Origin of the sequence: Burkholderia ubonensis, assembly GCF_902833085.1 — a bacterium.
Taxonomy (GTDB): domain Bacteria; phylum Pseudomonadota; class Gammaproteobacteria; order Burkholderiales; family Burkholderiaceae; genus Burkholderia; species Burkholderia ubonensis.
Window position 1 is genome coordinate 31,077 of sequence record NZ_CADFEB010000015.1, and the last position, 25,743, is coordinate 56,819.

Sequence of the window (25,743 nt, forward strand, 5' to 3'; positions counted from 1 at the left end):
TCGCGAGCCCCGCGGCCGCGAGCGCGAGGTCGCGCGGCCCGAGACACGCATCAGCGCGCGAGCCCCTTCTGCACGTACCACGACAGCGGCAGCGTCAGCAGCAGGAGCGCCGCCAGCGCGATCAGCGCGGCGGGAACGCCGGCGACGTCGCCCAATCGCCCGAACACCACGGGCGCCAGCGCGCCGCCGCCGATGGTGCCCGTATAGAACAGCGCGAACGCCTGGTCGCGCCGGCCGGCGCCCGCCAGTTCCGGCACCACGCCGTACAGCACCGACGACGTGCCGTTCAGCGCGAGCCCGAGCAGCGGCAGCATCGCCATCATCGCGACGAGCGGCGCGAACACCGCGAAGAGGATCAGCAGCGACGTCGCGGATTCGGTCAGCCACACCGTCTTCATCATGCCGATGCGCGCGCCCAGATAGCCGCAGAGCAGCTTGCCGAATGCGCCGCCGACGAACAGCAGCGTCAGCGCGAGGCCGATGCCGGCGGTGCCGGCGCCCTTGCTCTTCAGCAGGAACGGCAGGAACGTGAGAAACCCCATGCGCACCGCGCTGTCGAGGGTGCCGGTGGCCAGCAGCGCCCGCAGGCCGGCGCGCGAGCCGGCGCTGGCCGCCGCGCCGGGCGCCGTCTTGCGGGCGGCACGTGCGGGGTGTTGCGACGGAATCAGCCATGCCATCAGCAGCGCCGACACCACGCCGAGCAGGCCGATCAGCGTCGCGCTGGTGCGCCAGGTCACGACCGTCAGCAGCAGGCCGATCAGCCCCGGAATCAGCGTCTTGCCGATGTCGCCCGAGAAGTTGTATTGCGACAGCGCCTCCTTGACGCCGCCGCCGGCCTCGTATGCATCGGTGACCATCGACGACGCGAGCGGGTGCTGGGTGCTCGCGCCGAGCCCGCCCAGCACGAGCGCGATCAGCAGCACCGCGAGCCCGCCGGCCTGGCCGGCGACCAGGTACGCGAGGCCGGCGAGCGCGGTGCCGCCGACCAGCAGGCGCTTGCGTCCCCAGCGGCCGGCCGCGCGGCTCGCGAGCAGCTGGAAGCCGGCCATCATGCCGGAATAGGCGCCGCGCAACAGGCCGACCTGCGCATAGTTGATGCCGAATTGCGCCTGCCAGATCGGCAGCAGCACATAGATGACGTCCGTGAGCCCGTCGTGCACCGCGTGCGCGCCGCATGCGGCCCATAGCGAGCGGCGGCGCGTGGATGCGTCGCCCGCGTCAGGTGCGCCTAGAGAGTGGCCGTTGGTCAGTTCGCTCATCGTTGTTTTTGTGCTGCGGGTCGGAAGCGGGTCATTTAATCAGAATGCAACGGGAATGAACAGCGAGCGGTTTTCTACTGCACGCCGACGCCGTCATCCATTCGTGCTCGTTTCATCCGCGCATGCGCGCCGGCGCGGCCGCGCGTGCCGATAATCGCCGCACATCCCCCCAACAGGAGCGAATCGTGTTCGTGATCTTCGGCGCATCAGGCAACGTCGGCCATGCCACCGCCACGGCGCTGCGCCACGCGGGCCATCCCGTGCGTGCGGTCGTGCGCGACGCGCGTCATCGCGAGCGGCTCGCGCGCATCGGCTGCGACGTCGTGCTCGCCGACCTGACCGACGAGCGATCGGTCGCCGCGACGCTCGACGGCGCGCACGGCGTGCAGATGCTGTGCCCGGTGCCCAACGCCGACGCAGACACCGCGGCGACGATGCGGCGGATGATCGACGTCGCGGCCGCGGCGCTCGCCGCGAATCCGCCGCCGGTGCTGCTGGCGCTGTCGGACTACGGCGCGGAACTGGACATCGACACCGGCATCACGAGCCTGTTCCATGAACTCGAGGAACGGATGAAGCCGATCGCCACGCGCCTGACGCTGCTGCGTTCCGCGGAGCACCTGCAGAACTGGGCGCGGGTCATGCCGGTCGCGCTGGCGACCGGCGTCCTGCCGAGCCTGCACCATCCGGTCGACAAGCTGTTTCCGGCCGTCTCAGCGCCGGACGTCGGCGCCGTCGCGGCGGAACTGCTGCTCGATGATCCGAGGGCCGGCGGACCGCGCGTCGTCAGCGTCGAAGGGCCGCGGCGCATCAGCGCGCGCGACGTCGCCGATGCGCTCGGCCAGGCGGCCGGCCGGACGATCGTCGCGCGCGAACTGCCGCGCGACGCATGGGCCGCGACGCTGCTGCGCGCGGGCCTCAGTGAGCGTCATGCGCGCCTGATCACCGATCTCTACGACGTGCACAACGCCGGGCTGATCGACGTCGAGCATGGCGCGACCGAACAGCGTTTCGGCGGGACCGAGCCGGGCGATGCGCTCGCGGCGCTGGCGGCCAGCGCCGCGCGCTGAGCGACGCGCACGAAGCCCGTCAGGTGCTGACCTGCGGATGTCCGTCGACGACCGCGATGCGCACGCCGCCGCCAGACAGCGACGCCGTGCCTTCCGGAAACGGATGCACCGGCGCATCGGTGGGCCGCCATGCATGGCGCGCCAGCAATGCCCGGTAGCCGCCGCGGATCACGAAGCCGCCGCACTTGTCCGCATACGCGTCGCGCCGCATCCGGTACGCGCGCGGCAGGTCGTACCACGGCAGCTTCGGCAGGTCGTGATGCACGAGGTGGTAGTTGTTGTTCAGGTACAGGAGCCGCATTGCGAAGCCCGCCTCGTTGATCGCGATGCGCGCCTTCGGATCGCGGGCGGCGCGATGCTCGTACAGCGAGCGGATCATCGCGAGCGCGTGCGCGGGCCACGTGACCGCGAGCAGGTAGTACCACCACGGCACGCCGATCGAAAACTGCAGCCACGCGAGCAGCGCGACGACGCACGCGACGTGCGCGGTCCACATCGGCAGATAGCGCAGGTCGCCGCGCCGGAACGCCGCGAACGACGCGGCGAACATCGCGGCGACGCTCGCCGGCGGGCCGACCACGAGCCGCCCGACGAAGGTCTTGCGCGCGACCCACAGCGTGCGGCGCCAGCGCGGTAGCGCTGCCCATTGCCGGGGCGACAGGTAGTTCGTTTCCGGATCGACGCCGGGCACGGTGAGGTCTTCGTCGCGATGATGGTCGAGATGCGTGTCGCGATACAGCGTGTACGGATACCAGACCGACAGCGGCGGATAGCCGAGCAGCTGGTTCACGCGCGCCGAGCGCGTCGGATGGCCGTGCAGCAGCTCATGCTGCAGTGACAGGTGCCACGCGCACAGCAGGATCAGCGGCGGCGTTGCGGCGGCGAGCGGCAACGCGCCCGCGCGCACGAGCAGCAGTACGCCGAGCCAGCCGCCGTAGATGACGGCGATCAGAAGCCAGGTCGGCCATTCGGTGCGCGCGGTGAAACGGGCGTCGAGCGCCGCGATCGCGCGCGCATGATCGACGTCGAAGTATTCAGACATGCTTCACTTTAACCACGCGAAGCCGGCCGGCCAATCAATGGATTCGCATTTGCTTATCTCGAACGCCGGGACACGCGATCCTGCGTAGAATGCGCGCATGAGCCGCTGGATCGCCGGACTGCCGATGTACAACGTGACGCCGCGCCACGCCGCATTGTGGTGCGCGCTGCTGCGCGACGCGCTCGACGCGTTTGCGCACGCGGGGGGGCCGGCCGGCGTCGCGCTGCGCGACGAACCGTTCGGCGAGCTGCTGCCGTTCTGGCACCGCGACGATCTGCTGCTGTCGCAGACCTGCGGGTATCCGTTCCGGATGCTCGGGCTCGGCGATGCCGTGCGCCTGATCGCGACGCCCGCCTTCGACGTGGAAGGCTGTGAAGGCGCGCAGTATCGCAGCGTGCTCGTCGTGTCGGCGCGCGCGCACGCGGGCGGCGCGACGACGCTCGCCGCGTGCCGCGGCTTGCGTGCCGCATACAACGGCGACGATTCGCACAGCGGGATGAACGCGTTCCGGCATGCGGTCGCGCCGTATGCGCGCGACGGGCGCTTCTTTGCGTCGGCGGCGCCGTTCGGTTCGCATCTGAACGTGCTGCGCGCGCTGGACGAGAATGAAGCGGACTGCGCGGCGATCGATTGCGTGACGTTCGCCTACGTGCGCGATGCGCTGCCCGACCTGCTGCGCGGCGTGCGCGCGATCGGCATGACCTCGCCGGCGCCGGGCCTGCCGCTGATCGCGTCGCGCGCGCTCGGCGATGCGCAGGCAGCGATGTTGCGCGATGCGCTCGATACGGCGGTTGCAGCGGATGCCGCCCGCGCGCACGCGCTCAGGTTGTGCGGGTTCGAGCGGCTCATGCCGGATGACTACGCGGTCATCGAACGATTTGCGGCCGAGGCCGCTGCATACGGCTATCCGGTGCTGGCCTGACGCGTTGCGCCGCGCCGCGCCGCCGGAAAGGGCGGGGGCATCGACGGGCGAGCTTCGCCCGCCCGCCGATGCATGGCACCGTCATTCGTCGTCCATCAGCCGGACCTTCACGCGCTTGCCCTTGATCTTGCCCGCGTTGAGCTTGCGCAGCGCGTCGCGCGCGACCCCGCGCTCGACTGCGACATACGTCGAGAACTCGGTCACGTTGATCTTGCCGATCTGCGCGCCGCTGAAGCCCGCGTCGCCCGTCAGCGCGCCCAGCACGTCGCCGGGACGGATCTTGTCCTTGCGGCCGCCGAGGATCTGCAGCGTTTCCATCGGCGGCAGCAGCGGTTCGTTGGCGTCGGCCTTCAGCTCGGCGAGCGGATGCCATTCGACTTCGCGCTTCAGCGCCTGCTCGATGCCGCCGACGCGGCCCATCTCGTCCATGCTCGCGAGGCTCAGCGCCCAGCCGTCCTGGTCCGCGCGGCCCGTGCGGCCGATGCGGTGCACGTGCACTTCGGGATCGGGCGTCACGTCGACGTTGATCACCGCCTCGAGCTGCGCGATGTCGAGGCCGCGCGCGGCGACGTCGGTCGCGACCAGCACCGAGCAGCTCCGGTTCGCGAACTGGATCAGCACCTGGTCGCGTTCGCGCTGCTCGAGCTCGCCGTGCAGCGCGAGCGCGTGGAAGCCCTGCGCGTGCAGCACGTCGAGCAGGTCGCGGCATTGCTGCTTCGTGTTGCAGAACGCGATCGTGCTGACCGGGCGATAGTGGTTCAGCAGCAGGCCGACCGCATGCAGCCGCTCGTCTTCCGTCACTTCGTAGAAGCGCTGGCGGATCTTGCTGTCGTCGTGCCGTTCCGCGAGCTTCACTTCCTTCGGATTGCGCAGGAACTGCTGGCTCAGCTTCGCGATGCCGTCCGGGTACGTGGCGGAGAACAGCAGCGTCTGGCGCGTCGGCGGGCATTGCCGCGCGACCTTCGCGATGTCGTCGAAGAAGCCCATGTCGAGCATCCGGTCCGCCTCGTCGAGCACGAGCGTGTTCAGCGCGTCGAGCGCCAGGGTGCCGCGGTCGAGGTGGTCCATGATGCGGCCCGGCGTGCCGACGATGATGTGCGCGCCGTGTTCGAGGCTCTGCGTCTGCGGGCGCATCGGCGTGCCGCCGCACAGCGTCAGCACCTTCACGTTTTCCTCGGCGCGCGCGAGGCGGCGCACTTCCTGCGCGACCTGGTCGGCGAGCTCGCGCGTCGGGCACAGCACCATCGCCTGCACGTCGAAGCGGCGCGCGTCGAGGCGTGCCAGCAGCGCGAGCGAGAACGCGGCGGTCTTGCCGCTGCCGGTCTTCGCCTGCGCGATCAGGTCGTGGCCGGCCAGCGCGATCGGCAGGCTCGCGGCCTGGATCGGCGTCATGTCGGCATAGCCGAGCTGCGCGAGGTTGGCGAGCGTGGCGGGCGTCAGCGGCAGCGTGCTGAACGGCGTGGCGGTCGGTTGGCTCATGTCAGGACAGGTCTCCGAGGTAAGGGCGGCCTTCCATCTGTTCGTAGACGACGGTGCCGTCTTCGGCTTCGAAGCGCTCGAGATAGTTGCGCGCGCCGCACAGCGGGCAGCGGAACAGCAGCCCCTGGCCTTCGTCCTTGATGACGACGTCGGATTCTTCCCACTGCGTGCCGCAGCTCTGGTTTCGGCAGGTAAACACGGTCATTCTCCAGCTGAATTCGGTTGGGCGCCCCGGCGTGTCGGGTGAGGGCGCCGGTATTGCGCGGTCGTGGCGCGCGGCGTCCGCGTGAAAGGGCGGGGGCGCGGTGCGGCCGTTCGCGTGATGGTTCGTCGGGGTGGATGATGGATCGGGGCGCGATCGCAGGAACGCGCGTGGCGCAATTCTAGCGGATACCGCGCGTGCCGCGAACGCGCGCGAGGCGAGGCGGCGCAAGGCGCGGCCCGCGCACGTAAAAACGGCCATCCTCGCGGATGGCCGTTCGAATCACGCGTTGCCGCTCAGCGCATCAGAGTGCCATGTCGTTCGCGGCTTTCGCGGGCCGCGCCGGTGCGTCCGGCGCCGGGTGCGCCGGCGCGGTGACGTCGATCTTCGGCGGCGGCGACAGCTGCAGCACGTCGCTCGTGTAGGCCCACTCTTCAGCGACCTTCGCCGGGTTGCCGTTCAGCTTCGTGCCGTAGCTCGGCACGATCTGGCGGATCTTCTGCTGCCATGCGGGCGTCGCGACCTTGTCCTTGAACACCTTCTCGAGCAGGCTCAGCATGATCGGCGCGGCGGTCGACGCGCCCGGCGATGCGCCGAGCAGGCCCGCGATGCTGCCGTCCTGCGCGCTGACGATCTCGGTGCCGAGCTTCAGCACGCCGCCCTTCACCGGGTCGCGCTTGATGATCTGCACGCGCTGGCCGGCCTGCCACAGGCGCCAGTCTTCCTTCTTCGCGTTCGGGAAGTATTCCTTCAGCGCGTTGAAGCGGTCGTCGTCGGACAGCATCAGCTGGCCGGCCAGGTATTCGACGAGCGGGAATTCGTCGACGCCCACGCGCATCATCGGCATCACGTTGTGCGTGTTGGTGCTGGTCAGCAGGTCGAAGTACGAGCCGTTCTTCAGGAACTTGGTCGAGAACGTCGCGAACGGTCCGAACAGGATGATCTTCTTGCCGTCGATGATCCGCGTGTCGAGGTGCGGCACCGACATCGGCGGCGAGCCGACCGATGCCTTGCCGTATGCCTTCGCGAGGTGCTGCTTCACGACTTCCGGGTTGTCCGTCACGAGGAACGAGCCGCCGACCGGGAATGCGCCGTAGTCCTTCGCTTCCGGAATGCCCGACGCCTGCAGCAGGTGCAGCGCGCCGCCGCCCGCGCCGATGAACACGAACTTCGCGTCGACGTCCTGCGGCGCTTCGTTCGAGTGCAGCTTGACCCACGACACGTGCCACGTGCCGTCGGCGTTGCGCTTGATCTCGCGCACTTCGCTCGACAGCGACAGCGAGAAGTTCGGCTGGCGCTGCAGGTAGCCGACGAACTGGCGGGTGATCTCGCCGAAGTTCACGTCGGTGCCGATCGGCGTCCAGGTGGCCGCGACCTTCTGCTTGCGGTCACGGCCTTCCATCATCAGCGGCACCCACTGCTTGATCTGGTCGTAGTCTTCCGAGTACTGCATCCCGCGGAACAGCGGGCTCGCCTGCAGCGCTTCATAGCGCTTCTTCAGGTAGCGGACGTTGTCGTCGCCCCACACGAAGCTCATGTGCGGCGTCGAGTTGATGAACGAGCGCGGGTTCTTCAGCACGCCCTGCTTCACTTGCCATGCCCAGAACTGGCGCGAGATCTGGAACGACTCGTTGATCTGGACGGCCTTCGAGATGTCGATCTTGCCGTCCGGCTTCTCCGGCGTGTAGTTGAGCTCGGCGAGCGCGGAGTGCCCGGTGCCCGCGTTGTTCCAGCCGTTCGAGCTTTCCTGCGCGACGCCGTCGAGACGCTCGACCATCATCATCGACCAGTCCGGCTGAAGCTCGTGCAGCCAGACGCCGAGCGTCGAGCTCATGATGCCGCCGCCCACCAGCAGGACGTCGACCTTCTTCGTGTCCGCCGCATGCGCGGACGACGCGGCTACGCACAGCGCGAGCCCTGACAGCATTACCCGTAACGTTTTGATCACAGCAGATCCCTTTTTCAACTTGGATGCATCGGTTTGCCACGCCGTCCGGCCGGGGGCGACGCGCGCATCCGGATATCCGGATCGCGAATCCGGGATTCCGGATTGACGCGGGCGGACGTTGCATTTGCGCACGCGAAGCCGGTGCGAAGGACGTCTTCGGAGCGACTTGCGGCAGGCACGCAATCACCTGCGTCGCGTGGGCGCGCAATGCGCCGAGGCCCTTGCGGCAAGCCTGAGCGGTTGGGGTTTCAGGCTGCGGCGGAAAGGGCCGCACGCGACGCTTTCGCCGGGGGCGGGGTGGCAAGGGGCGCGTAATATAACCGAAGTCGATTGCCGTGTCGCAAGCGGAAAATAGCCTTGTTTTTGTGGGGTTTTTTGCGTGTCCGGGTTTCCGGAACGGGGGGCGGCGGCGACGGAAAAAACCAGGGAAGTCGGGGTGTTGTCCAGGGGGATGGAGCGTCGATCACGCGTCAAAGGTGCTGCTACATCGGCGGAGATGTGGGCTGCGTTGTCGTCTCGGGGACGCGTGGCATCTTGCCGTATTTCTGGCGATTTGCCTGCTGTTGTTCGAGTCGGCGTTGCTTGCGTTCCTCGGGGGGCAAAATCTTGTAGGCGCGCCGTATTTGGATTTCAGCGAGTTCCGGAGGAAACGAACCGTCCACTGGATTTGCATAAAAGAGTTCGACATCGACGGGAAACTTGCTGCTGGAAATGGTTTTCGCGCGATAGTGAAATTCTTGTTGATTTGGAATTTGAGGTGACCGAGGTATTACTTCATTGCCTGATATGCGTTCATTATCAGGGCCAATCCAGTAGTCGTCTAGTTGCAGTAGCGACTCGATTTCCGTATGTAAGATGCCGGCAAGCATTGGGCGTAGTCGCATGACCATTCCCGTCGGAACGATTTTCACCTTCGAACGATCAGCGCTGTAATCTTCTGGGTCGTCGAATGTCGAAAATGCAATTGTCGTTGAACGTGATATCGGGCTCGCATAAAGATAGCGCCGCCCTCCCGATCGATGATGTGTTTCGGCATCGAGGATGCGACCAAAGACGATATCTGATGGATCAAATGGCTTGTCATCGCGCAGAATCGCCATCGCCGTCTTCAGGGTGCTAAGCACTCTGGCTCGCTGTTCTTCCGCTCGATGTTGCATCTCAACTCTTTGCGCCAACGGCTCTAAGGGCATCGACATACTTGTCTGTGCATGTACCTGGGTTGAACACAAGAGCGCGATCACCACGGTCCCAATAGGCCTGCACCACATCCGCACACGCATAGGCATCTTCTTCATGTAACTGGCTCCGGTAGCCTTCTTCGAAACTCACCATCTTTGCCGCCGTCTCGGGCGAAACTCAAACAGCCCGTATACCTAGGCATGCAAAATCGACAGGTGGGATTTCACATGGATACGCTCATTTCGAAATTGAATTTAGGCTACGTTGCAGCTCATGCCGCCGATTCCGGGTCAATCATCCACCATATTGGATGCTCGGATTCCTCCCTCAACCACATCCACTGGCCTGCTACCAGCTCGCTGTGTCGCCGTTGTTCGTGTTCCTCCTGATGCGTCAACGTGCGGACCATGGGAAATCTTTGCCCTTTCCGAATCACCAAGCGATTCGGGCTAGAGATCTTGGTGTATCCCTGCCATAACCCGGTTTCAGGGCAGAGCATGCCCGTGCACAGGTTCATCTCCCCGTATTTCTGCCGCTTTGCCTGCCGCTCTTCAAGGCGACGTTGTTTGCGTTCCTCGGGCGTCAAAATCTTATAGGCGCGCGTTATCGTGATTTCGGACAGTTTCGGAGGAAAGGAGCCGTCCACCGGATTTGCGTAAAAGAGTTCGACATTGACGGAAAATTTACTACCGGGAATATCTTTCGCACGGTAACGAAAATTCTGCAAATTTGGAGTTTGAGGATAGCGGCCCGGTATCTCATTTTCATAATGTCGCTTTCCGTTTGAATCGACCCAGTAGTTATCCAGTTGTAGCAGCAATTCAATTTCCGTGTGCGGCATACCGGCAAGCATTGGACTTAACCGCATGACCAATCCAGTTGGGACGATCTTCACCTTCGAACGATCGGCGCTGTAATTTTCGGGGTCGTCGAATGTCGAAAAGGCAACTGTAGTTGAGGGCGATACCAGAGTGGCGTAAAGATAGCGCAGCCCTTTCGATCGATAGTGAGGCTCCGTATCGATGATGCGACCAAAGACGGTATTTGATGGATCAAATGGCTTATCATCGCGCAGAATCTCCATTGCAGTCTTCAGGATATTGTGTACCATCACACGCTGTTCTTCCGCTTGATGTTGCATCTCAACTCCTTGCGCCAACGGCTCTGAGGGCAGCGTCATACTTGTCTGTGCATGTACCAGGGTTGAACACAAGAGCGCGATCACCACGGTCCCAATAGGCCTGCACCACGTCCGCACACGCATAGGCATCTTCTTCATGTAACTGGCTCCGGTAGCCTTCTTCGAAACTCACCATTTTCGCCGCCGTCTCGGGCGACACGTTGAGCAATTTGCACACCTCGGCTTGCGCGACCGGAATATCCGGTGTCACATAGGTTCCACCTATCTGACTATGCAAATGCGAAATTGTCCAGTAGTAGTGAAACACTAGCATTCGATGCAATCCCACTAAAATACGACTATCGTTTGGAAGATTAATTTGTTCGGTTGCACCATAAACTTCTTCCTTGGTGTAGCGCTGATAAACGGTATGGATTTGTGACAACATGGCATAGTCGCCATCGTGTTGGCGCAGCAACGCCATCATCCAGAAAGCCTGCTGGCAGTGTCGCGCTTCGTGGTAAAGCAGGTCAGCAAATGCTTTCAGTCGACCATCCAACACAGCCGAATCATCCGCAGCCACAATAATTTTTGCGACCTCTTTCTCCTGAATGGCTATGACCCAGTTTTTCTGAACAAACGATGCGCTGACATCGGGGCGCATGTTGTATTGGGTTTGTCCTTGCTCAGCATTAACAATATCAATGCGTGGCATTGCCCCCTCTAACTGGTCAGCGCTACCCTTCGGCAAACCAAATGGTCCCTCGCCCAAGGCGTCCGAAAGAACTCGGCCGACCACCTTTGCAATACCAGCCTTCAATTCAAGCGGCACCGAACCATCCAGCGTCTTGTACTTCCCCCATTGGATGCGACGAAGAATGTCCTTGATCGCCGCCGTATAGGCCTTCGTCACCGGATACACGACATCGTTACGCGGCCGATTCGCTCGCACATCGCTTTGCTTGGCCCCGTTGATGAAGTGATGGAAGCGCAGCCCGAAGTTGAGCGGGTCGCAGGTCGCGAACATAGGTTGTTGATTCTCGGACGTTGCCCCCTGCTCAGGCGTGCTCGCCGTCTTGCCCCTGATCTTCGCGGTCCGCTTGTCGGCATTCGGTGCCGTGGCGGTATACGGCGTCGCGATGTCGCGCACGATCGCCGCATGATTGACCGCAATCACCTTGTCCGGGTCGCTTGCCGCCAGCAGCTCCACCGTCCCGAACGTGATGTCATGGTCGGTAACCAGCGCCGTTTCGCCCCGCTCGTTACTCACCCCCTCGATCACGCGTCCGTTGTCGAGCGTGATCCGGTAAGGCTGCTGCGGCAGCGCGAAGCCGCTGGCGTGCTCCATCAACACAAAGTGCGCGGCAAACTGCCCCGGATTGTCCGGCGTGACCGGCAAGCGCATCGGCCGCGTCTGGGGAACGTCGGCCTGATGACTGCCTGCATGGACCGTGTGTTCGCCGGCCGTGCGCACCACGTAGCCCCGTTCGCTGATGCGCACTTCCGTACTGCCCGCGTGCAGCACGATCTCCTTCGCTGCATGGAGATGAATGCGATCGGTCGTGCTCGTGATCGTGACCGCCTGCTTGGCCGTCATGTCGATGCCATTGGTCTGCGCCTCGATGCGCACCTTGCCGGCGGCGGCTATCAGCTTCATCCCGGCCTTGTGCACGAACAACGAAAACCGGTTCGCCACGCTCGCGAACAGCGACCGGCCGACCGCCAGACCCACATGCCGGCCGCTCGTCACGGCGACATCCTCGTTGCTCGCGATATGGGCGCTGCGTTCCGCCGCGACGCTGATTCCCGCCGCCGCCGACAGCACCATGTCGGCTTCCGCCAGCTCCGGAAAATCGTGTTCGCCGCCGGACGGCTTCCCTCGAATCGCATCGTTGCGCGCCTTGATGGCCTTCGCAACGTCGCTCTGGTCGGCGTCAAGCTGCTGTGCCTCATGCCGTTGCGCCAGTCCGGACAGGCTCTCCTGCAACTCGCGCGCTTGCGTGAGCCGGCCGACCGCCTCGCGCGCATCCTTCGCGTGGCCGGGGCCGCCGGCTCGGCCGTCCGTCGTGACGAGCAGGCCCCTCAACGCCCGCACCACGCCCCAAAAATCCGTGCGCAGCTCGAAGCCCTTGCCGCGCGCATCGGCGCGGCCTTTCTTCCGCACGATGCGCCGGAGATTCCCGAGACTGAGTTGGGACGCACCCGCATCGCTCGCAATCTGCGTCTGGATTTGTCCCTGCGTATCGTCGATCGCCAGATGGCCGGACGCCGTGCCTTGAAACTCCCGGCCGCGCAGCACCGTTACCGCCTGGTTGTCCGGCAGGTCCAGCGCCGGTTGGTGGAACGCATTCACGGCGCTGCCGACGATCACGGGCAAATCCGGGTCGCCGTAGTAGTGCTCCACGGCGACCTCATGACCGACGCGCGGGAGGAACGTCGCCCCCATCTCAATGCCCTGCCACGGCGACAGCACGCGCAGCCAGATTCCGGAATGCTCGTCCAGCTTGCCGTGACGATCCCACCCGAACTGCACCTTGACCCGGCCGTATTGGTCCGTCCAGACCTCCTGTCCGGCCGGGCCGACGACGATGGCCTTCTCCGGGCCGGACAGGCGCGGTTTCCGCACGCTTCGCGCGAGCCGGAACGGCTCGTTTGCCGGCAGCAGTTCAAACTGCGCCTCGGCGCGATAGGTCTGCCCGGTTCCGGTGCGGTCACCGATTTCCTCGATGTCGAGCGCGCACGACACCACCACGTATTCGCGATTGGCCGCCCGCTGCGGGTAGCCCGTCAGGGTGAAGGTGCGGCCCACCGTCAGCCCGCGCAGGTTGCCGCGACCATTGGCGCGTAGTCCCGCACAACGCTTCGCCTCGAGCTGCACGCGTGCGAAATGGCGCGCTTCCACATCGGTGTCGTTCGGCTGGCCCGCGAGACCCTGCGCCCCAGCCAGCGGCTGGCTGTAATCGCCCCAATCGTAGATCTCGCCGTCCGCGCTCGCGGTGTCGCGCAGGGCCTCCGCGGTGACGGTCAGATTCGCATGCGGACGCGTGTAGTCGTAGTCCGTCACGGTGACACGTCCGGACGTGAGCCGGCTTGTCACCGACAACGCATGAATGTGTTCCTCGTCGATGCGCTTGCCGTCCGGCGGCAGATAGCGCAGCGTTTCGTAGGCGTCGTCATGCGGCAGGTGACCGCCCATCGTGTCGCACAGCACGAGGCGATGATGACCATCGTCGTGCTCGAACCACCACCAGATCCCCCATTCTTCCCATAGGCGTTGCAGGAATGCCCAGTCCGTCTCATACGCCTGACGCTGCACGTCCCGCTTCGGGTAGATGCCGCGCGACACACCGGCCAGACGCTTGTCGACCCGGTACGGATATTTGGCGAGAACCGCGTCGGTGATCTCGACCACGCTCATGTCCTGAAACAGGCGGCAGTCTTGCGTCAGCGTCGCACGATAGAGCCACGGACGTAGTTCCAGCTCATACAGGATCGAGTGACGATCCTGACCGGCAAGCCGTGCCGCCTCGATCAGCCCCGTGATTTCGCGTGTGTCCGCACCAATGTTGCCGAGTCCGGCATGGCTCACAAGGCCCGGTTTGCCTTCGAGCTCGATCAATACGGTCGCTTCGGTGCCCACCATCGTGTCGAGTTTGAGGTCGGCCGTTCCGCTCGGCGAGAACGCATAGGCGTCGTCGGTTCGCAGCGTCACCAGATAACGACATTCGTCGATGCGACCGATCGTTTCTTTCCCCTGCAATCGCACCGGAACGAATACCGGCAGCCTGTCGACGCCATAAGTCGGCAGCGCCGCGCCGGAAATCGACAGCGTATGCGACCGGGGGAGCGTCAACCTGACGTTGCCACCGGGGTCGATGGTGTCGCCCAAACCGACCATGTCATGGTCTTGTTCGCTTTTCATCAACGACTCGTGCAAGGAATGAAAGCGTTCTTTTACCTCGCAACGAAACACTGTGCAATTTTCGAGATGAGAATTGACGGTCTGTGATGAATATGGTCAGTTGTGCTATGAGAATTTCGAACTTATCAGAATTTTTTAAAAGCTAATTGGGATTATTCGCACTCTGTTTCATTCATTTATTCAGTAGCTAGAGTCGAAGTAGGGCATGCGTCCCGGTACGTGTACGAGTCTTGAAAACCAATCCATAGAAAACCTTCGGATCGGCGTCGCGCGCGACGTGTGCAGCGGGGGGATTCGGTGTGACCGAGAGGTTGCCGGAGGGGACGTCGGCGCGATCGTCGACCGGATCGCGCGCGGTTCTTGCACGAGTGCCGCGAAACGATCGCGGCGACTCGCGTCAGGCTCAGTTGGCGGAGCCGTTGCGGCAGTATTGCGCGAACGCCTCCGCCGAATTCGCGAAGCCCTTCTGCTTCGCGAGCTCCCACGGCCGCTCGCACTGCGTGGTCTGTTCGCACCATGCATAGCCGGCCGAGCCGATGCAGCCGTGCGCGTCGCGGTCGCCGCCGACGATCGGTGCGGACGCCTGCGCAGGCGGAGTCGGTTGTGCAGCACACGCGCTCAATGCGAACGCGATTGCTGCGGCCAGCGAGACTGACGGGATGAAACGCTTCATAGGGTTGTGCTCCGTGAAATGAGGATAGGTGTCGTGACGCCGCCGCTCATTCCTCCGGCACCGGCACGCGCGACGAGAACTTCACCTCGCGCAACGCGAGGCTCGACTGGATCGACGAGACGCCGGCCTGCTTCCTGAGCACGTGTTCGACGAATTCCGCGTACGCGTCGAGATCCGTCGCGACGACCTGCAGGATGTAGTCGGCCGCGCCCGTGATCTTGTGGCACGACAGCACTTCGTCGTGACGCCGCATCACGTTCTCGAAGTGATCGGAATCCTTGTCCGAGTGCATGTTGAACGTGACGAGCACGAACGCGAACACGTTCATGCCGAGCGCGCGTCGGTCGAGGTTCGCCTGGTAGCCGGTGATCACGCCTTCGTCCTCGAGCCGCTTGCGCCGCCGCCAGCAGGGCGTGACGCTCAACGACAGCTTCTCGCCGAGCGTCGCGTTCGACAGCGCGCCGTCTTCCTGCAGCAGGCGCAGCATCGCGCGGTCGACGCCGTCCAGTTCAGCCGAAGCGCGATTTTTGCTCATTTTCGAGATTCCGTAGGCGGTTTTCTCAAAAGTGTACGAAAGGCGCAAGCGAAAAGCAAAGCTATTGCCGTGCGCCGTCAATAAACTGTTGCTCACCCTCATCGCAACGGTCAACCATGCTCACGATCTACAGCAGCGATCATCAACTGCATCGCGGCGTCGAACTGAAGGACGGCGCGATCACCGATTCGTTCGAAAACCCGCAACGCGCCGAAACGGTGCTCGCGCAAGTCAGGGCCGCCGGCCTCGGCGACGTGATCGCGCCGAAGCCGTTCGACCGCGCGAGCTATGCGGGCGCGCACAGCCGGCGCTACGTCGATTTCCTCGCGGGTGCGTGGGACGAATGGCGCGCGACCGGCCGCACCTGCCAGGCGCTGCCGCTCGTGTGGCCGGTGCGTGCGATGCCGGCCGCCGCGACGCCGCCCGCGTTCATCGACGGCAAGCTCGGCTTCTACGCGATGGACGCGGGCGCGCCGATCAACGCCGGCACGTGGAGCGCGGTGAGCGCAAGCGCGAACTGCGCGCTGACGGGCGCCGACCTGCTGTCCAATGGTGCGCGCGGCGCACGCGCGGCGTTCGCGCTGTGCCGTCCGCCCGGCCACCATGCGGGCCGCGAATACATGGGCGGCTACTGCTACCTGAACAACGCGGCGATCGCGGCCCAGCACGCGATCGCGCGCGGCGCGGCGCGCGTCGCCGTGCTCGACGTCGATTTCCACCACGGCAACGGCACGCAGGACATCTTCTACGACCGGTCGGACGTGCTGTTCGTGTCGATTCACGGCGAGCCGTCGGTGTCGTACCCGTACTTCTCCGGCTACGCGGACGAGCGCGGCACGGGCGCCGGCGTCGGTTTCAACCTGAACCTGCCGCTGCCGAAGGGCACGCTCTGGAGCACGTATGGCGAAGCGCTCGGCCGCGCCGCGACGGCGATCGCGGCACATGCGCCCGACATGCTCGTCGTATCGCTCGGCGTCGACACGTTCGAGCACGATCCGATCAGCCATTTCCGCCTGCGCTCGCAGGACTACCTGCGGATCGGCGAGGCGCTTGCGCGCCTGAACCTGCCGACGCTGTTCGTGATGGAAGGCGGCTATATGGTCGACGAGATCGGCATCAACGCGGTCAACGTGCTGCTGGGATTCGAAGGCCGAGCATGAGCGCGCCGCGTGGCCCGTTTCAATGGCGGCCCGCCGGCCGCCGCAAATCGATGGAGCAACAAGCATGACGCGATATCTGGATGTGACGAGCGTGTCGAAGCTCGTGACGGAAGTGGGGATTCCGCAGGTCCTGACGACGATGGCTTCCTACATCGAGCAGGACTACCGCCGCTGGGAGACGTTCGAGAAGACGGCGCGCGTCGCCAGTCATTCGCCCGACGGCGTGATCGAGCTGATGCCGACCACCGACGCGCGGCTGTATGCGTTCAAATACGTGAACGGACACCCGAAGAACACGAAGGCCGACCTGCTGACGGTGATGGCGTTCGGCGTGCTGGCCGACGTCGATACCGGCTATCCGCTGCTGCTCAGCGAAATGACGCTGACGACGGCGATCCGCACCGCCGCGACCTCCGCGCTGGTCGCGCGCTTCCTCGCGCGCAGCGACGCGCGTTCGATGGCGCTGATCGGCAACGGCGCGCAGAGCGAGTTCCAGGCGATCGCGTTTCACGAGATGCTCGGCATCGACGAGCTGCGCGTGTTCGACATCGATCCCGCGGCGACCGACAAGCTGGCGCGCAACCTCGCGCCGTTCGCGGGCCTGCGCGTGATCCGCTGCGCGTCGGCGGCCGACGCGGTGCGCGGCGCGGACATCGTGACGACGGTCACCGCCGACAAGACCAATGCGACGATCCTGACGCCGGACATGATCGATGCCGGCATGCATGTGAATGCCGTCGGCGGCGACTGCCCCGGCAAGACCGAACTGCATGCGGACATCCTGCGGCGCGCGCGCGTCGTCGTCGAGTACGAGCCGCAGACGCGCATCGAAGGCGACATCCAGCAGTTGCCGGCGGATTCTCCGGTGGTCGAGTTCGCGCGGATCGTGTCCGGCGTAGAGCGCGGCCGCGAGTCGGACGCGCAGGTGACGGTGTTCGACTCGGTCGGCTTCGCGCTCGAGGATTTCTCGGCGCTGCGCTATCTGAACGCGGCGGCGCGCGAGCGCGACATCGGCGTCGAGCTCGACCTCATTCCGACGCCGCGCGATCCGAAGAACCTGTTCGGCGTCGCGCTCGGCAGCGAGGAGCGCATGGTGCCGGACGCAGCGGGGCGCGTGATGCTCGCGGCCCTCCGGCATTGACGGCGCGCACCACACGAACAACTTACCCAACAGGAGACAAAGATGACCCGACATCACAAGAATGCACTGGCCGCGGCCGTCGCCATGACTTGCGCACTGTCCGCGCACGCGGACGAAATCGTGCGCATCGGCCACGTGGCGCCGCTGACCGGCGCGATCGCGCACCTCGGCAAGGACAGCGAGAACGGCGCGCGGCTGGCCGTCGAGGAGATCAACGCGAAAGGGCTCGTGATCGGCGGCAAGAAGGTGACGCTGCAGCTCGATCCGCAGGACGATGCCGGCGACCCGCGCACCGCGACGCAGGTCGCGCAGCGGCTCGTCGACGACAAGGTGGCGGGCGTCGTCGGCCATCACAACTCCGGCACGTCGATCCCGGCGTCGCGCGTGTACCGCGACGGCGGCATCGTGCAGATCTCGCAGGCGGCGACCAATCCGATGTACACGCAGCAGGGTTTCAAGACCACGTACCGGGTCGTCGCGACCGACGCGCAGCAGGGGCCGGCGCTCGCGGCCTATGCGGCGAAGCGCATGGGCATCCGCACCGTCGCGGTGATCGACGATGCGACCGCATACGGGCAGGGGCTCGCGACCGAGTTCGAGAAGGCGGCGAAGGCGGCCGGCCTGAAAGTCGTGTCGCGCGACGCGACGAACGACAAGGCGATCGATTTCCGCGCGATCCTCACGAAGATCAAGGGCGAGAATCCCGACGCGGTCATGTACGGCGGCATGGACGCGACGGGCGGCCCGCTCGCGAAGCAGGCGCGCCAGCTCGGGCTGCGCGCGAAGATCCTCGGCGGCGACGGCGTGTGCTCGACGGACCTGCCGAAGCTCGCGGGCGCCGCGTCCGACAACGTCGTGTGCTCCGAAGCCGGCATCGCGCTCGAGAAGATGCCGGGCGGCGCGGCGTTCGCGAAGCGCTACGAGGCGCGCTATCACCAGCCGCTGCAGGTCTACGCGCCGTTCTCGTATGACGCCGTGTACATCATCGTCGATGCGATGAAGCGCGCGAACTCGACGTCTGCCGCGAAGGTGCTGGCCGCGATGCCGGCCACCGACTATCGCGGCGTGATCGGCGAGACCAGCTTCACGCCGCAAGGCGACCTGAAGCACGGCGCGATTTCCGTGTATTCGTACCAGGCCGGCAAGAAGGTGCTGCTCGACATCGTCCGGATGTGACGCGGCTTTCCGCCGCTTATCGGGCCAGCGCCTTCCGGTAGATCACGAAGCCGGATTTTTCCGCGACGGTGTTGTAGAGCCGCATCGCGGCGTGGTTCGTCTCATGCGTCTGCCAGTAGACGCGTTCCGCCCGCGCGCTGCGCGCGGCCGCATACACGGCCTCGATCAGCGCGCGCCCCACGCCCTTGCCGCGCTCGCGGTCGAGCGTGAACAGGTCCTGCAGGTAGCAGGTCGGGCCGATCAGCGTCGTGCTGCGGTGATACAGGAAGTGCACGAGCCCGACGAGTGCGCCGCCGCGTTCCGCGACCAGCGCATGCACGGGCTCGTAGCCGTCGAAGAAGCGGGACCACGTGAGCTTCGTCACTTCGATCGGCAGCGCCGTCTCGCCGAAGCGGCCGTAGAAGCGGTTGTAGCCGTCCCACAGGGGCAGCCAGCACTCGTAGTCGTCCTCGCGGACAGGGCGTACAGTCAGGCTCGCATCGGCAGCGTTCATTTGCATCGACCTCTCGTTGGCGTGGAAATGTCGCCGCCTCCGGCGTGACGGGAAGCGGCGCAGGCGTTTACGATAGAAAATTCGTGGCACCATGTGTAGACCCATGTCTAACACGAATCCTGGAGCCACGATGGACTACGGCGTATTGCTGTCGATGTTCGAACGCGAAGGCGGGCGGCACGGCCCCGCGCGGATGTCGCAGCAGCATCGGCTGTACGCATGCCTGCGCACCGCGATTCTCGACGGCAGGATCGCGGAAGGCGCGCGCCTCGCGCCGTCGCGCACGCTGGCGGACGAACTCGGCATCGCGCGCAATTCGGTGCTGTACGCGTATGAGCGGCTGGCTGCGGAAGGCTTCGTGATCGGCACGCGGCAGGGCACGGTGGTCGCGCGCGTGGGGCTGCGTCGTCCGCCGGTCGAGACGGCCGGCGCGGGCGGCGATGCCGTGCGGTTGTCGCGGCGCGTCGCGCACGTCGTGCGCGCGGCCGACGGCATCGACGAATCGCTGCCGTTCGTGCCCGGCACGCCCGCGCTCGACGAATTCCCGCTCGCGCAATGGCGGCGCTGCGTCGAGCGTGCATGGCGCGAGGCCGGGCCCGTGCAGCTCGGCTACCAGTCCCCGGCGGGCGACGCCTCGCTGCGCGAGGCGATCGCCGGCTACCTGCGCGTGTCGCGCGGCGTGCGCTGCGACGCGGAGCAGATCGTCGTCACCGACGGCACGCAAAACGGGCTGGACCTGTGCGCGCGCGCACTGGCCGATGCCGGCGACACCGCGTGGATCGAGAACCCCGGCTATCACGGCGCGCGCAATGCGTTCCTGGCTGCCGACCTGCGCGTCGCGCCGATCGACGTCGATGGCGAAGGGCTGGCGCCGCGCGCGGCGGACTGGCGCGATCGCCCGCCGAAGCTGATCTACATCACGCCGTCGCATCAGTATCCGCTCGGCGCGGTGATGAGCCTCGAGCGGCGGCTCGCGCTGGTCGCGCAGGCGCGCGCGGCCGGCGCATGGATCGTCGAGGACGACTACGACAGCGAGTTCCGTCATCACGGCGCGCCGCTCGCCGCGGTGCAGGGCCTCGCCGACGACGCGCCGGTGGTCTATCTCGGCACCTTCAGCAAGGTGATGTTTCCGGCGCTGCGGATCGGCTTCCTGGTCGCGCCGCCGGCGCTCGCGCGTGCGCTGCGCGAAACGGCCGGCGCGCTGATGCTGCACGGGCGCGCGGTCGAGCAGCGGACGCTGGCGGACTTCATCGAGGCCGGGCACTTCACGCGCCACCTGCGGCGCATGCGCAGGCTGTATGAGGAGCGGCGCGCCGCGCTGCAGGATGCGCTCGAGCGGCATCTGGGCACGCAGCTGACGGTGTCGGGCGGGGCCGGCGGCATGCATCTGTCCGCGCGGCTCGACGTGCCGGTGGCGGACATCGAGCTCAGCCGCGTCGCGCAGCGGCACGGGCTGGTCCTGCGCCCGCTGTCGACGTTCTGCATGCCGGGCACGGAGCAGGGCTACAACGGTCTCGTGCTCGGGTACGGCGGCGTGCCGGCCGCGCAGATGGACCGGCTCGCGCGGCGGATCGGCGACATGATCGCGCTCGCGGCGGCCGGCTGACGACACCGGTCGCGCTTGCATGCCGCGCCCTTTCCGGGCCGGCGTCGCGCGCGACGTGCAGACGGGGAGATCAGAAGGCCGCGACGTTCGCCGGGCGAGCGAACGTGTGGCCGCTCATCAGTTCGACGATGGTTTGCGTCGACACGCTCGTCGGCAGCGACGCGACGGCGGACGGCTCGAACCAGCTGCAATGCGCGATTTCGTTGCGCGCACGGGGCATGACGTCGGGCGCGACGTCGGTGACGAACACGTGGTGCAGCTTCGCCAGCCCGCCGAACTGGAACGCGTAGGCGACCGGCAGGTTCACCAGTCCCGTTTCCTCCCACAATTCGCGATGCGCGGCGGCCAGCGGCGATTCGCGGCGCTTGACCATGCCGCCCGGCAACGACCAGCGGGACGGCCTGCGCGCGACGAGCAGGATGCGCGAGCCTTGCCGGCACACGATGGTCGCGCGTTCCCGGATGATGGCGGCGGCGTCGGGACGGAAGCTCATGATGACTGCGGGGCGATCGATGCGGACTGCGATGGACGACAGCGGCAATCATGACACGCCTTGGCGTCGTGTGGTGACGAAATGACGGTGCCGGATCCGTTACCGGAAAGAAAGAATCGCCGCGTGGTGAAGCCCGGCGGGGCTGGCGATCGTGCCGCTGTTCCTGTGGATCAAGGCGCGGCCGCTGGACTGATGCGACTCCCGGATGCGCATGCCGCTCTGCCCGTCGTCGATTGCAAACATTTTGTCATTTAGCTAATATTCAAAACGTTCAACGCAGCCGATCGAGCATCCATGGACGACGTGACCCGCATCAGCGCCCTTGCCAACGAAAGCCGGCTTGCCGTCATGCGCTGGCTCAAGAACCCGAGCAAGCATTTCCCGCCGCAGGTACATGCCGACATCGACGAAGTCGGCGTGTGCTGCACGTTCATCACCGAGAAGCTCGGCATTGCGCCGGCGACGACCACCCGTCACATGCAGATCCTTGCGGATGCCGGCCTGGTGCGCGCGACCCGGCTCGGGAAATTCACCTATTACAAGCGGATCGATGCCGAGCTGAAGCGGCTGAGCCGCGATCTGTCGCAACTCTGAGAGAACCCACATGGATGAACTTGCCCTGCTGGCGGACGCGGACCGACGCGCGCACGCCTATCTGACGTCGGTGGACACGCGCCGCGTGTTTCCGGATGCCGCCGCGCTGGCGAATCTGGCCGCCTTCGACGAGCCGCTGCCCGCACATGGGAAGCCGGCCGACGACGTGCTCCGGCTGCTCGACGGCGCCGGTTCGCCCGCGACCGTCGCGTCGAACGGCCCGAACTACTTCGGCTTCGTGATCGGCGCCGCGTTGCCGGCCGCCGCGGCGGCCGAGCGTCTGATGCTCGCGTGGGACCAGTGCGCGTCGTCGTTCGACAACTCGCCGGTGGCCGCGACGATCGAACGGCAGGCGGCGCGCTGGGTCGTCGACGCGCTCGATCTGCCGCGCGACAGCGCGGTCGGCTTCGGCACCAGCGCGACTGCGTGCACGCTCGTCGCGATCGCCGCCGCACGGCGCGCGCTGCTCGCGCGCAAGGGGTGGGACTTCGAAGGCGACGGCCTGATCGGCGCGCCGGAGGTCAAGGTGGTGATTTCGGAGCTTGCACACATCACGGTCAAGAAGGCGCTGCGGGTGCTCGGCTTCGGGATGAAGCGCATCGTCGTCGCGCCGGTGGATGCCCACGGGCGCATCGACCCCGATCGCCTGCCGACGCTCGACGACATGACGATCTTCTGCATGCAGGCCGGCGAAGTGAACACCGGCGAATTCGATCCGTTCGCCGCGCTGATTCCGCGCGCGAAGGCGGCGGGCGCGTGGGTGCACGTCGACGGCGCGTTCGGCCTGTGGGCGCGCGCGTCGTCGAAGGCGGCGCTGACCGACGGCATCGACGGCGCGGACAGCTGGACGACCGACGGCCACAAGTGGCTCAACACGCCGTACGACGGCGCGATGGTGATCTGCCGGGATGCCGACGCGCTTGCCATTGCGATGAACGCCGCCGCCGCGTATTCGAGCGCCGAACGGGACGCGCAGATGAATCTCAACCTCGAGTTCTCGCGACGGGCGCGCGGCATCCCGATCTGGGCCGCGTTACGCTCGCTCGGCCGCGACGGCGTTGCCGCGATGATCGACCGGCATTGCGCGCTGGCGTCGCGCGTCGCGACGGGCCTGCGTGCGGCCGGCTACGACGTGCTGAGCCGCGTCGTGCTCAACCAGGTGCTGGTGCGCGCCGCTACGGACGCGCAGACCGTCGCGATCCGCGAGGCCGCGCAGGCGTCGGGCGACGTGTGGTTCGGCCCGACCGTGTGGCAGGGGCGGCCGGCGTTCCGGATCAGCGTGTCGTCGTGGCGCACGGAGGAAGCGCACGTGGATCGGCTTGTTGATTTGCTGGCGGGGTTGTACAAGCGGCACGCGGGGTAAGGTGAGCGGGTGCATGGCGGGCGGGCCGAACGTCCGTCCGCTGCGCTGCGGGCAGTCGATGCCTGCCTAACGAGCATGGACCGTTCCGCAGATCCTGGATTCACGTGCCTAAGCAAACGAAATCACGAGCCTCTTGCCACATGCGGCCGCATATTTTCGCAATGTCGCAAACGAGGGCGAATGTTTTTCGCTAGTGAGCGATGCTTCGAGGCGCGACACGGCCGACGCCGTCGTACCCATACGCTCAGCGACCTGTGCTTGAGTCAGCCCAGCCTCTTGCCGAGCAGCCAATAGTGCGCGCAGCGCGGTGTATTCATCTTCCAGCGCATCATAGGCCGCCTTGACCTTGCCATCTGCGAGCAGACGGGCCGTATCGTTAGCCGTATGCGAAACCGGATTGAATCCGTCAGCGCGACTACGCTTCGTTGCTCCCTTAGCCATTACGCACCTCTCTCAAACGTGCATGGGCGATGCGCAATTCTTGCTGCGGCGTCTCCTGAGTCTTCTTGACGAAGGAGTGCAGCACAACGACTTGCCGCCCGACATGTGTGCAATAGAACACTCGCCCGATACCTTCCCTACCGTTTGGACGCAACTCGAACAACCCGTTACCCATTGCGCGTGAGTGCGGCATTCGTAGATCTGCGCCGAATTCCTGAATCAGGTCCAGCAGCCGGAGGTAGTTCGCAAGAATCCCGGCGGGGAACGCGAAAACGTCACGTTTCACGCGTTCGTTGTAGTAGACGATCGTCCAATCAGGTTTCATGTTAGCAAATTTGCGATATTTCGGCAATCCGACCTGTCATGCTCAAGCGACAGAGGCCCCTGTATCGCAGTCGTCGGTGGATAGATCCGTTGCGCCTCGGCGTTCACATGCCATTGCCGCAACCACGGTTCGTCAATTTCGACGTCCTCGACGGCCTGGGTCAAGATTCCGTTCGGCCAGCACGCGACACCCCTTTGCCGGGCCATCCCGAAATACCGCAAAATAGCGCTCACGCTGAGCCGTCACGATCCGCTGTTCGACGCATTGCCGTACACGCAGCGCCCCCCAAAACGTTGCAAGCCTCGTTGCGAGAACAACCATGCCCACACAACCCCATGAACTGCTGAAGGCCGCCGATATCGCGAACATGGAGCCGGAGCGCGCGGTGCATGCGCTGAACGGCAACGCGGTGCGCCTGCGGAAATCGATCGGCGACCTGACCGGGCTCACGCAGCTCGGCGTGCACCTGATCACGCTGATGCCCGGACACGCGTCCGCCGAATATCACCGGCACTGGTACGAAGAGGAGTTCGTCTATGTGCTGTCCGGGAGCGGGACGGCGACGATCGGCGAGCAGGACCACGCAGTCGGGCCGGGCGATTTCCTCGGCTTCGCGCGCGGCGGCGACGCGCATACGCTGGTGAACACGGGCGACGAGCCGCTGGTGATTTTCGTCGGCGGGCAGCGGCTCGAGCACGACGTGTGCGATTACCCGAGAAGCGGCAAGCGCCTGTACGTGGCCGGCAAGCGCGAGGCGATGATCGATCTGCCCGATGACGAGGAACAGGCATGATCGGGTCATGACCATGAACGACACGCGGCCTGTCGCACTCGTCACCGGCTCCACGTCGGGCATCGGCGCCGCGATCGCGCGGCGTCTGTCGGCGGACGGCTACGCGGTGATCCTGCATTCGAGACGCTCCGTCGAAACGGGGCAGGCGATGGCACGCGCGCTGGGCGCGGCGGCCTACGTGCAGGCCGATCTGGCCGACGACGCCGAGCGGGTGCGGCTGGTCCGCGACGCGCTCGCCGTGTGGGGCAGGCTCGACCTGCTGGTCAACAACGCGGGGATCAGCCGCGTGATTCCGCACGACGATCTTGCCGCGGCCACACCGGCGATCTGGCAGGAACTGCATGAAGTCAACGTGATCGCGCCGTTCCGGCTGGTCGCCGAAGCGGAGCCGGCGCTGCGCGAAGCCGCGTCGCGGGGGCGGCCCGGTTGCGTCGTGAACGTCAGTTCGCATGCGGGCGTGCGGCCGAAGGGCGCGTCGATTCCGTATGCGGCGACGAAGGCGGCGCTCAACCACATGACGCGTCTGCTCGCGCTGTCGCTCGCGCCGGACATTCGCGTCAATGCGGTCGCGCCGGGCCTCGTCGACACGCCGCTGACCGCCGGCTGGACGGATGCGCGGCAGCGCTGGCGCGAGCACGCGCCGATGCGCCGTGCGGCGCAGCCGGACGACGTCGCGCAGACGGTCGCGATGCTGGCCGCATCGGACTATGTCACCGGCGAAGTCGTGCTGCTCGACGGCGGGCTGAACCTGACGTAGGGATCGAATGCCGCAAGGTAGGCGGGCGCGGCACCAAGCGCCGCGTCCGC

Annotated in this window: 24 protein-coding genes; 10 read left to right on the forward strand and 14 right to left on the reverse strand. The window is 65.8% G+C overall.

Features of this window, described 5'->3' with window-relative positions; all coding sequences use genetic code 11:
* Positions 1-50: 50 nt before the first annotated feature.
* Positions 51-1,259, reverse strand: a complete 1,209-nt coding sequence (locus tag HWX31_RS33620) for an MFS transporter (RefSeq protein ID WP_174965510.1) — start codon at positions 1,257-1,259, stop codon at positions 51-53.
* A gap of 185 nt (positions 1,260-1,444) precedes the next feature.
* On the opposite strand from HWX31_RS33620, the gene HWX31_RS33625 reads away from it, so the two are divergent.
* Complete coding sequence (locus HWX31_RS33625; protein WP_174965511.1) at positions 1,445-2,329, forward strand: NmrA family NAD(P)-binding protein; 885 nt, start codon at positions 1,445-1,447, stop codon at positions 2,327-2,329.
* Positions 2,330-2,348: 19 nt separating this feature from the next.
* Here the strand turns inward: HWX31_RS33625 and HWX31_RS33630 are convergent, their stop codons facing one another.
* Entirely contained in the window at positions 2,349-3,371 is a 1,023-nt protein-coding gene (locus HWX31_RS33630; protein ID WP_174965512.1) for a fatty acid desaturase, read from the reverse strand.
* Positions 3,372-3,468: 97 nt separating this feature from the next.
* On the opposite strand from HWX31_RS33630, the gene HWX31_RS33635 reads away from it, so the two are divergent.
* On the forward strand, positions 3,469-4,293 hold the full coding sequence (locus HWX31_RS33635; protein WP_174965513.1) for a phosphate/phosphite/phosphonate ABC transporter substrate-binding protein: 825 nt from the start codon (positions 3,469-3,471) through the stop codon (positions 4,291-4,293).
* 81 nt (positions 4,294-4,374) lie between these two features.
* On the opposite strand, the gene dbpA is transcribed toward HWX31_RS33635, so the two are convergent.
* The 8 genes from dbpA to HWX31_RS33675 all read right to left on the reverse strand — a co-directional run bounded on the left by dbpA (position 4,375) and on the right by HWX31_RS33675 (position 15,351).
* Positions 4,375-5,772 carry an ATP-dependent RNA helicase DbpA gene (gene dbpA / locus HWX31_RS33640; RefSeq protein WP_174965514.1) on the reverse strand — a complete coding sequence of 466 codons (1,398 nt, stop codon included), beginning with the start codon at positions 5,770-5,772 and terminating at the stop codon, positions 4,375-4,377.
* Position 5,773: 1 nt separating this feature from the next.
* Complete coding sequence (locus tag HWX31_RS33645; protein ID WP_010089753.1) at positions 5,774-5,971, reverse strand: hypothetical protein; 198 nt, start codon at positions 5,969-5,971, stop codon at positions 5,774-5,776.
* Between the two features lie 307 nt (positions 5,972-6,278).
* Positions 6,279-7,901, reverse strand: coding sequence for a malate dehydrogenase (quinone) (gene mqo / locus HWX31_RS33650; protein ID WP_176727266.1), 1,623 nt, complete (start codon positions 7,899-7,901; stop codon positions 6,279-6,281).
* A 503-nt stretch (positions 7,902-8,404) separates the two neighbouring features.
* A complete protein-coding gene (locus HWX31_RS33655) occupies positions 8,405-9,217 on the reverse strand; it encodes a hypothetical protein (RefSeq protein WP_174965516.1) in 813 nt (270 codons plus the stop codon).
* 155 nt (positions 9,218-9,372) lie between these two features.
* The gene (locus HWX31_RS33660) at positions 9,373-10,242 is read right to left on the reverse strand and encodes a hypothetical protein (RefSeq protein ID WP_174965517.1); all 870 of its coding nucleotides are present in this window, start codon (positions 10,240-10,242) and stop codon (positions 9,373-9,375) included.
* A 1-nt stretch (position 10,243) separates the two neighbouring features.
* A complete protein-coding gene (locus HWX31_RS33665) occupies positions 10,244-14,119 on the reverse strand; it encodes a type VI secretion system Vgr family protein (protein WP_175934015.1) in 3,876 nt (1,291 codons plus the stop codon).
* 427 nt (positions 14,120-14,546) lie between these two features.
* Positions 14,547-14,816, reverse strand: a complete 270-nt coding sequence (locus tag HWX31_RS33670) for a hypothetical protein (protein WP_174964331.1) — start codon at positions 14,814-14,816, stop codon at positions 14,547-14,549.
* A 46-nt stretch (positions 14,817-14,862) separates the two neighbouring features.
* Positions 14,863-15,351, reverse strand: a complete 489-nt coding sequence (locus tag HWX31_RS33675; protein WP_010089756.1) for an Lrp/AsnC family transcriptional regulator — start codon at positions 15,349-15,351, stop codon at positions 14,863-14,865.
* A 116-nt stretch (positions 15,352-15,467) separates the two neighbouring features.
* Between HWX31_RS33675 and HWX31_RS33680 the strand changes: the two genes are divergently transcribed.
* The 3 genes from HWX31_RS33680 (at position 15,468) to HWX31_RS33690 (ending at position 18,828) form a co-directional block, all read left to right on the forward strand.
* Entirely contained in the window at positions 15,468-16,511 is a 1,044-nt protein-coding gene (locus HWX31_RS33680; RefSeq protein ID WP_174964332.1) for a histone deacetylase family protein, read from the forward strand.
* Between the two features lie 64 nt (positions 16,512-16,575).
* Complete coding sequence (locus tag HWX31_RS33685; protein WP_174964333.1) at positions 16,576-17,652, forward strand: ornithine cyclodeaminase; 1,077 nt, start codon at positions 16,576-16,578, stop codon at positions 17,650-17,652.
* Between the two features lie 42 nt (positions 17,653-17,694).
* Positions 17,695-18,828, forward strand: a complete 1,134-nt coding sequence (locus tag HWX31_RS33690) for a branched-chain amino acid ABC transporter substrate-binding protein (RefSeq protein WP_174964334.1) — start codon at positions 17,695-17,697, stop codon at positions 18,826-18,828.
* A gap of 16 nt (positions 18,829-18,844) precedes the next feature.
* Here the strand turns inward: HWX31_RS33690 and HWX31_RS33695 are convergent, their stop codons facing one another.
* Entirely contained in the window at positions 18,845-19,321 is a 477-nt protein-coding gene (locus HWX31_RS33695; protein WP_174964376.1) for a GNAT family N-acetyltransferase, read from the reverse strand.
* Positions 19,322-19,451: 130 nt separating this feature from the next.
* Here HWX31_RS33695 and pdxR point away from each other — a divergent pair, with 130 nt between their 5' ends.
* On the forward strand, positions 19,452-20,927 hold the full coding sequence (gene pdxR / locus HWX31_RS33700) for a MocR-like pyridoxine biosynthesis transcription factor PdxR (protein ID WP_174964335.1): 1,476 nt from the start codon (positions 19,452-19,454) through the stop codon (positions 20,925-20,927).
* A gap of 70 nt (positions 20,928-20,997) precedes the next feature.
* Here the strand turns inward: pdxR and HWX31_RS33705 are convergent, their stop codons facing one another.
* Entirely contained in the window at positions 20,998-21,420 is a 423-nt protein-coding gene (locus HWX31_RS33705; protein ID WP_174964336.1) for an NUDIX hydrolase, read from the reverse strand.
* Between the two features lie 294 nt (positions 21,421-21,714).
* On the opposite strand from HWX31_RS33705, the gene HWX31_RS33710 reads away from it, so the two are divergent.
* Complete coding sequence (locus HWX31_RS33710; protein WP_010100493.1) at positions 21,715-22,014, forward strand: ArsR/SmtB family transcription factor; 300 nt, start codon at positions 21,715-21,717, stop codon at positions 22,012-22,014.
* Positions 22,015-22,024: 10 nt separating this feature from the next.
* On the forward strand, positions 22,025-23,377 hold the full coding sequence (locus HWX31_RS33715) for a pyridoxal phosphate-dependent decarboxylase family protein (RefSeq protein ID WP_174964337.1): 1,353 nt from the start codon (positions 22,025-22,027) through the stop codon (positions 23,375-23,377).
* 108 nt (positions 23,378-23,485) lie between these two features.
* On the opposite strand, the gene HWX31_RS33720 is transcribed toward HWX31_RS33715, so the two are convergent.
* Together HWX31_RS33720 and HWX31_RS33725 are read right to left on the reverse strand one after the other, a co-directional pair.
* A complete protein-coding gene (locus HWX31_RS33720) occupies positions 23,486-23,818 on the reverse strand; it encodes a helix-turn-helix domain-containing protein (protein ID WP_174964338.1) in 333 nt (110 codons plus the stop codon).
* Complete coding sequence (locus tag HWX31_RS33725) at positions 23,811-24,143, reverse strand: type II toxin-antitoxin system RelE/ParE family toxin (protein ID WP_174964339.1); 333 nt, start codon at positions 24,141-24,143, stop codon at positions 23,811-23,813. Before HWX31_RS33725 ends, HWX31_RS33720 begins: the two co-directional genes overlap by 8 nt.
* A gap of 319 nt (positions 24,144-24,462) precedes the next feature.
* Between HWX31_RS33725 and HWX31_RS33730 the strand changes: the two genes are divergently transcribed.
* Both HWX31_RS33730 and HWX31_RS33735 read left to right on the forward strand, forming a co-directional pair.
* Positions 24,463-24,936, forward strand: coding sequence for a cupin domain-containing protein (locus tag HWX31_RS33730; protein WP_174964340.1), 474 nt, complete (start codon positions 24,463-24,465; stop codon positions 24,934-24,936).
* Between the two features lie 13 nt (positions 24,937-24,949).
* The gene (locus HWX31_RS33735) at positions 24,950-25,693 is read left to right on the forward strand and encodes an SDR family NAD(P)-dependent oxidoreductase (protein WP_244143922.1); all 744 of its coding nucleotides are present in this window, start codon (positions 24,950-24,952) and stop codon (positions 25,691-25,693) included.
* The last annotated feature ends 50 nt before the right edge of the window (positions 25,694-25,743 follow it).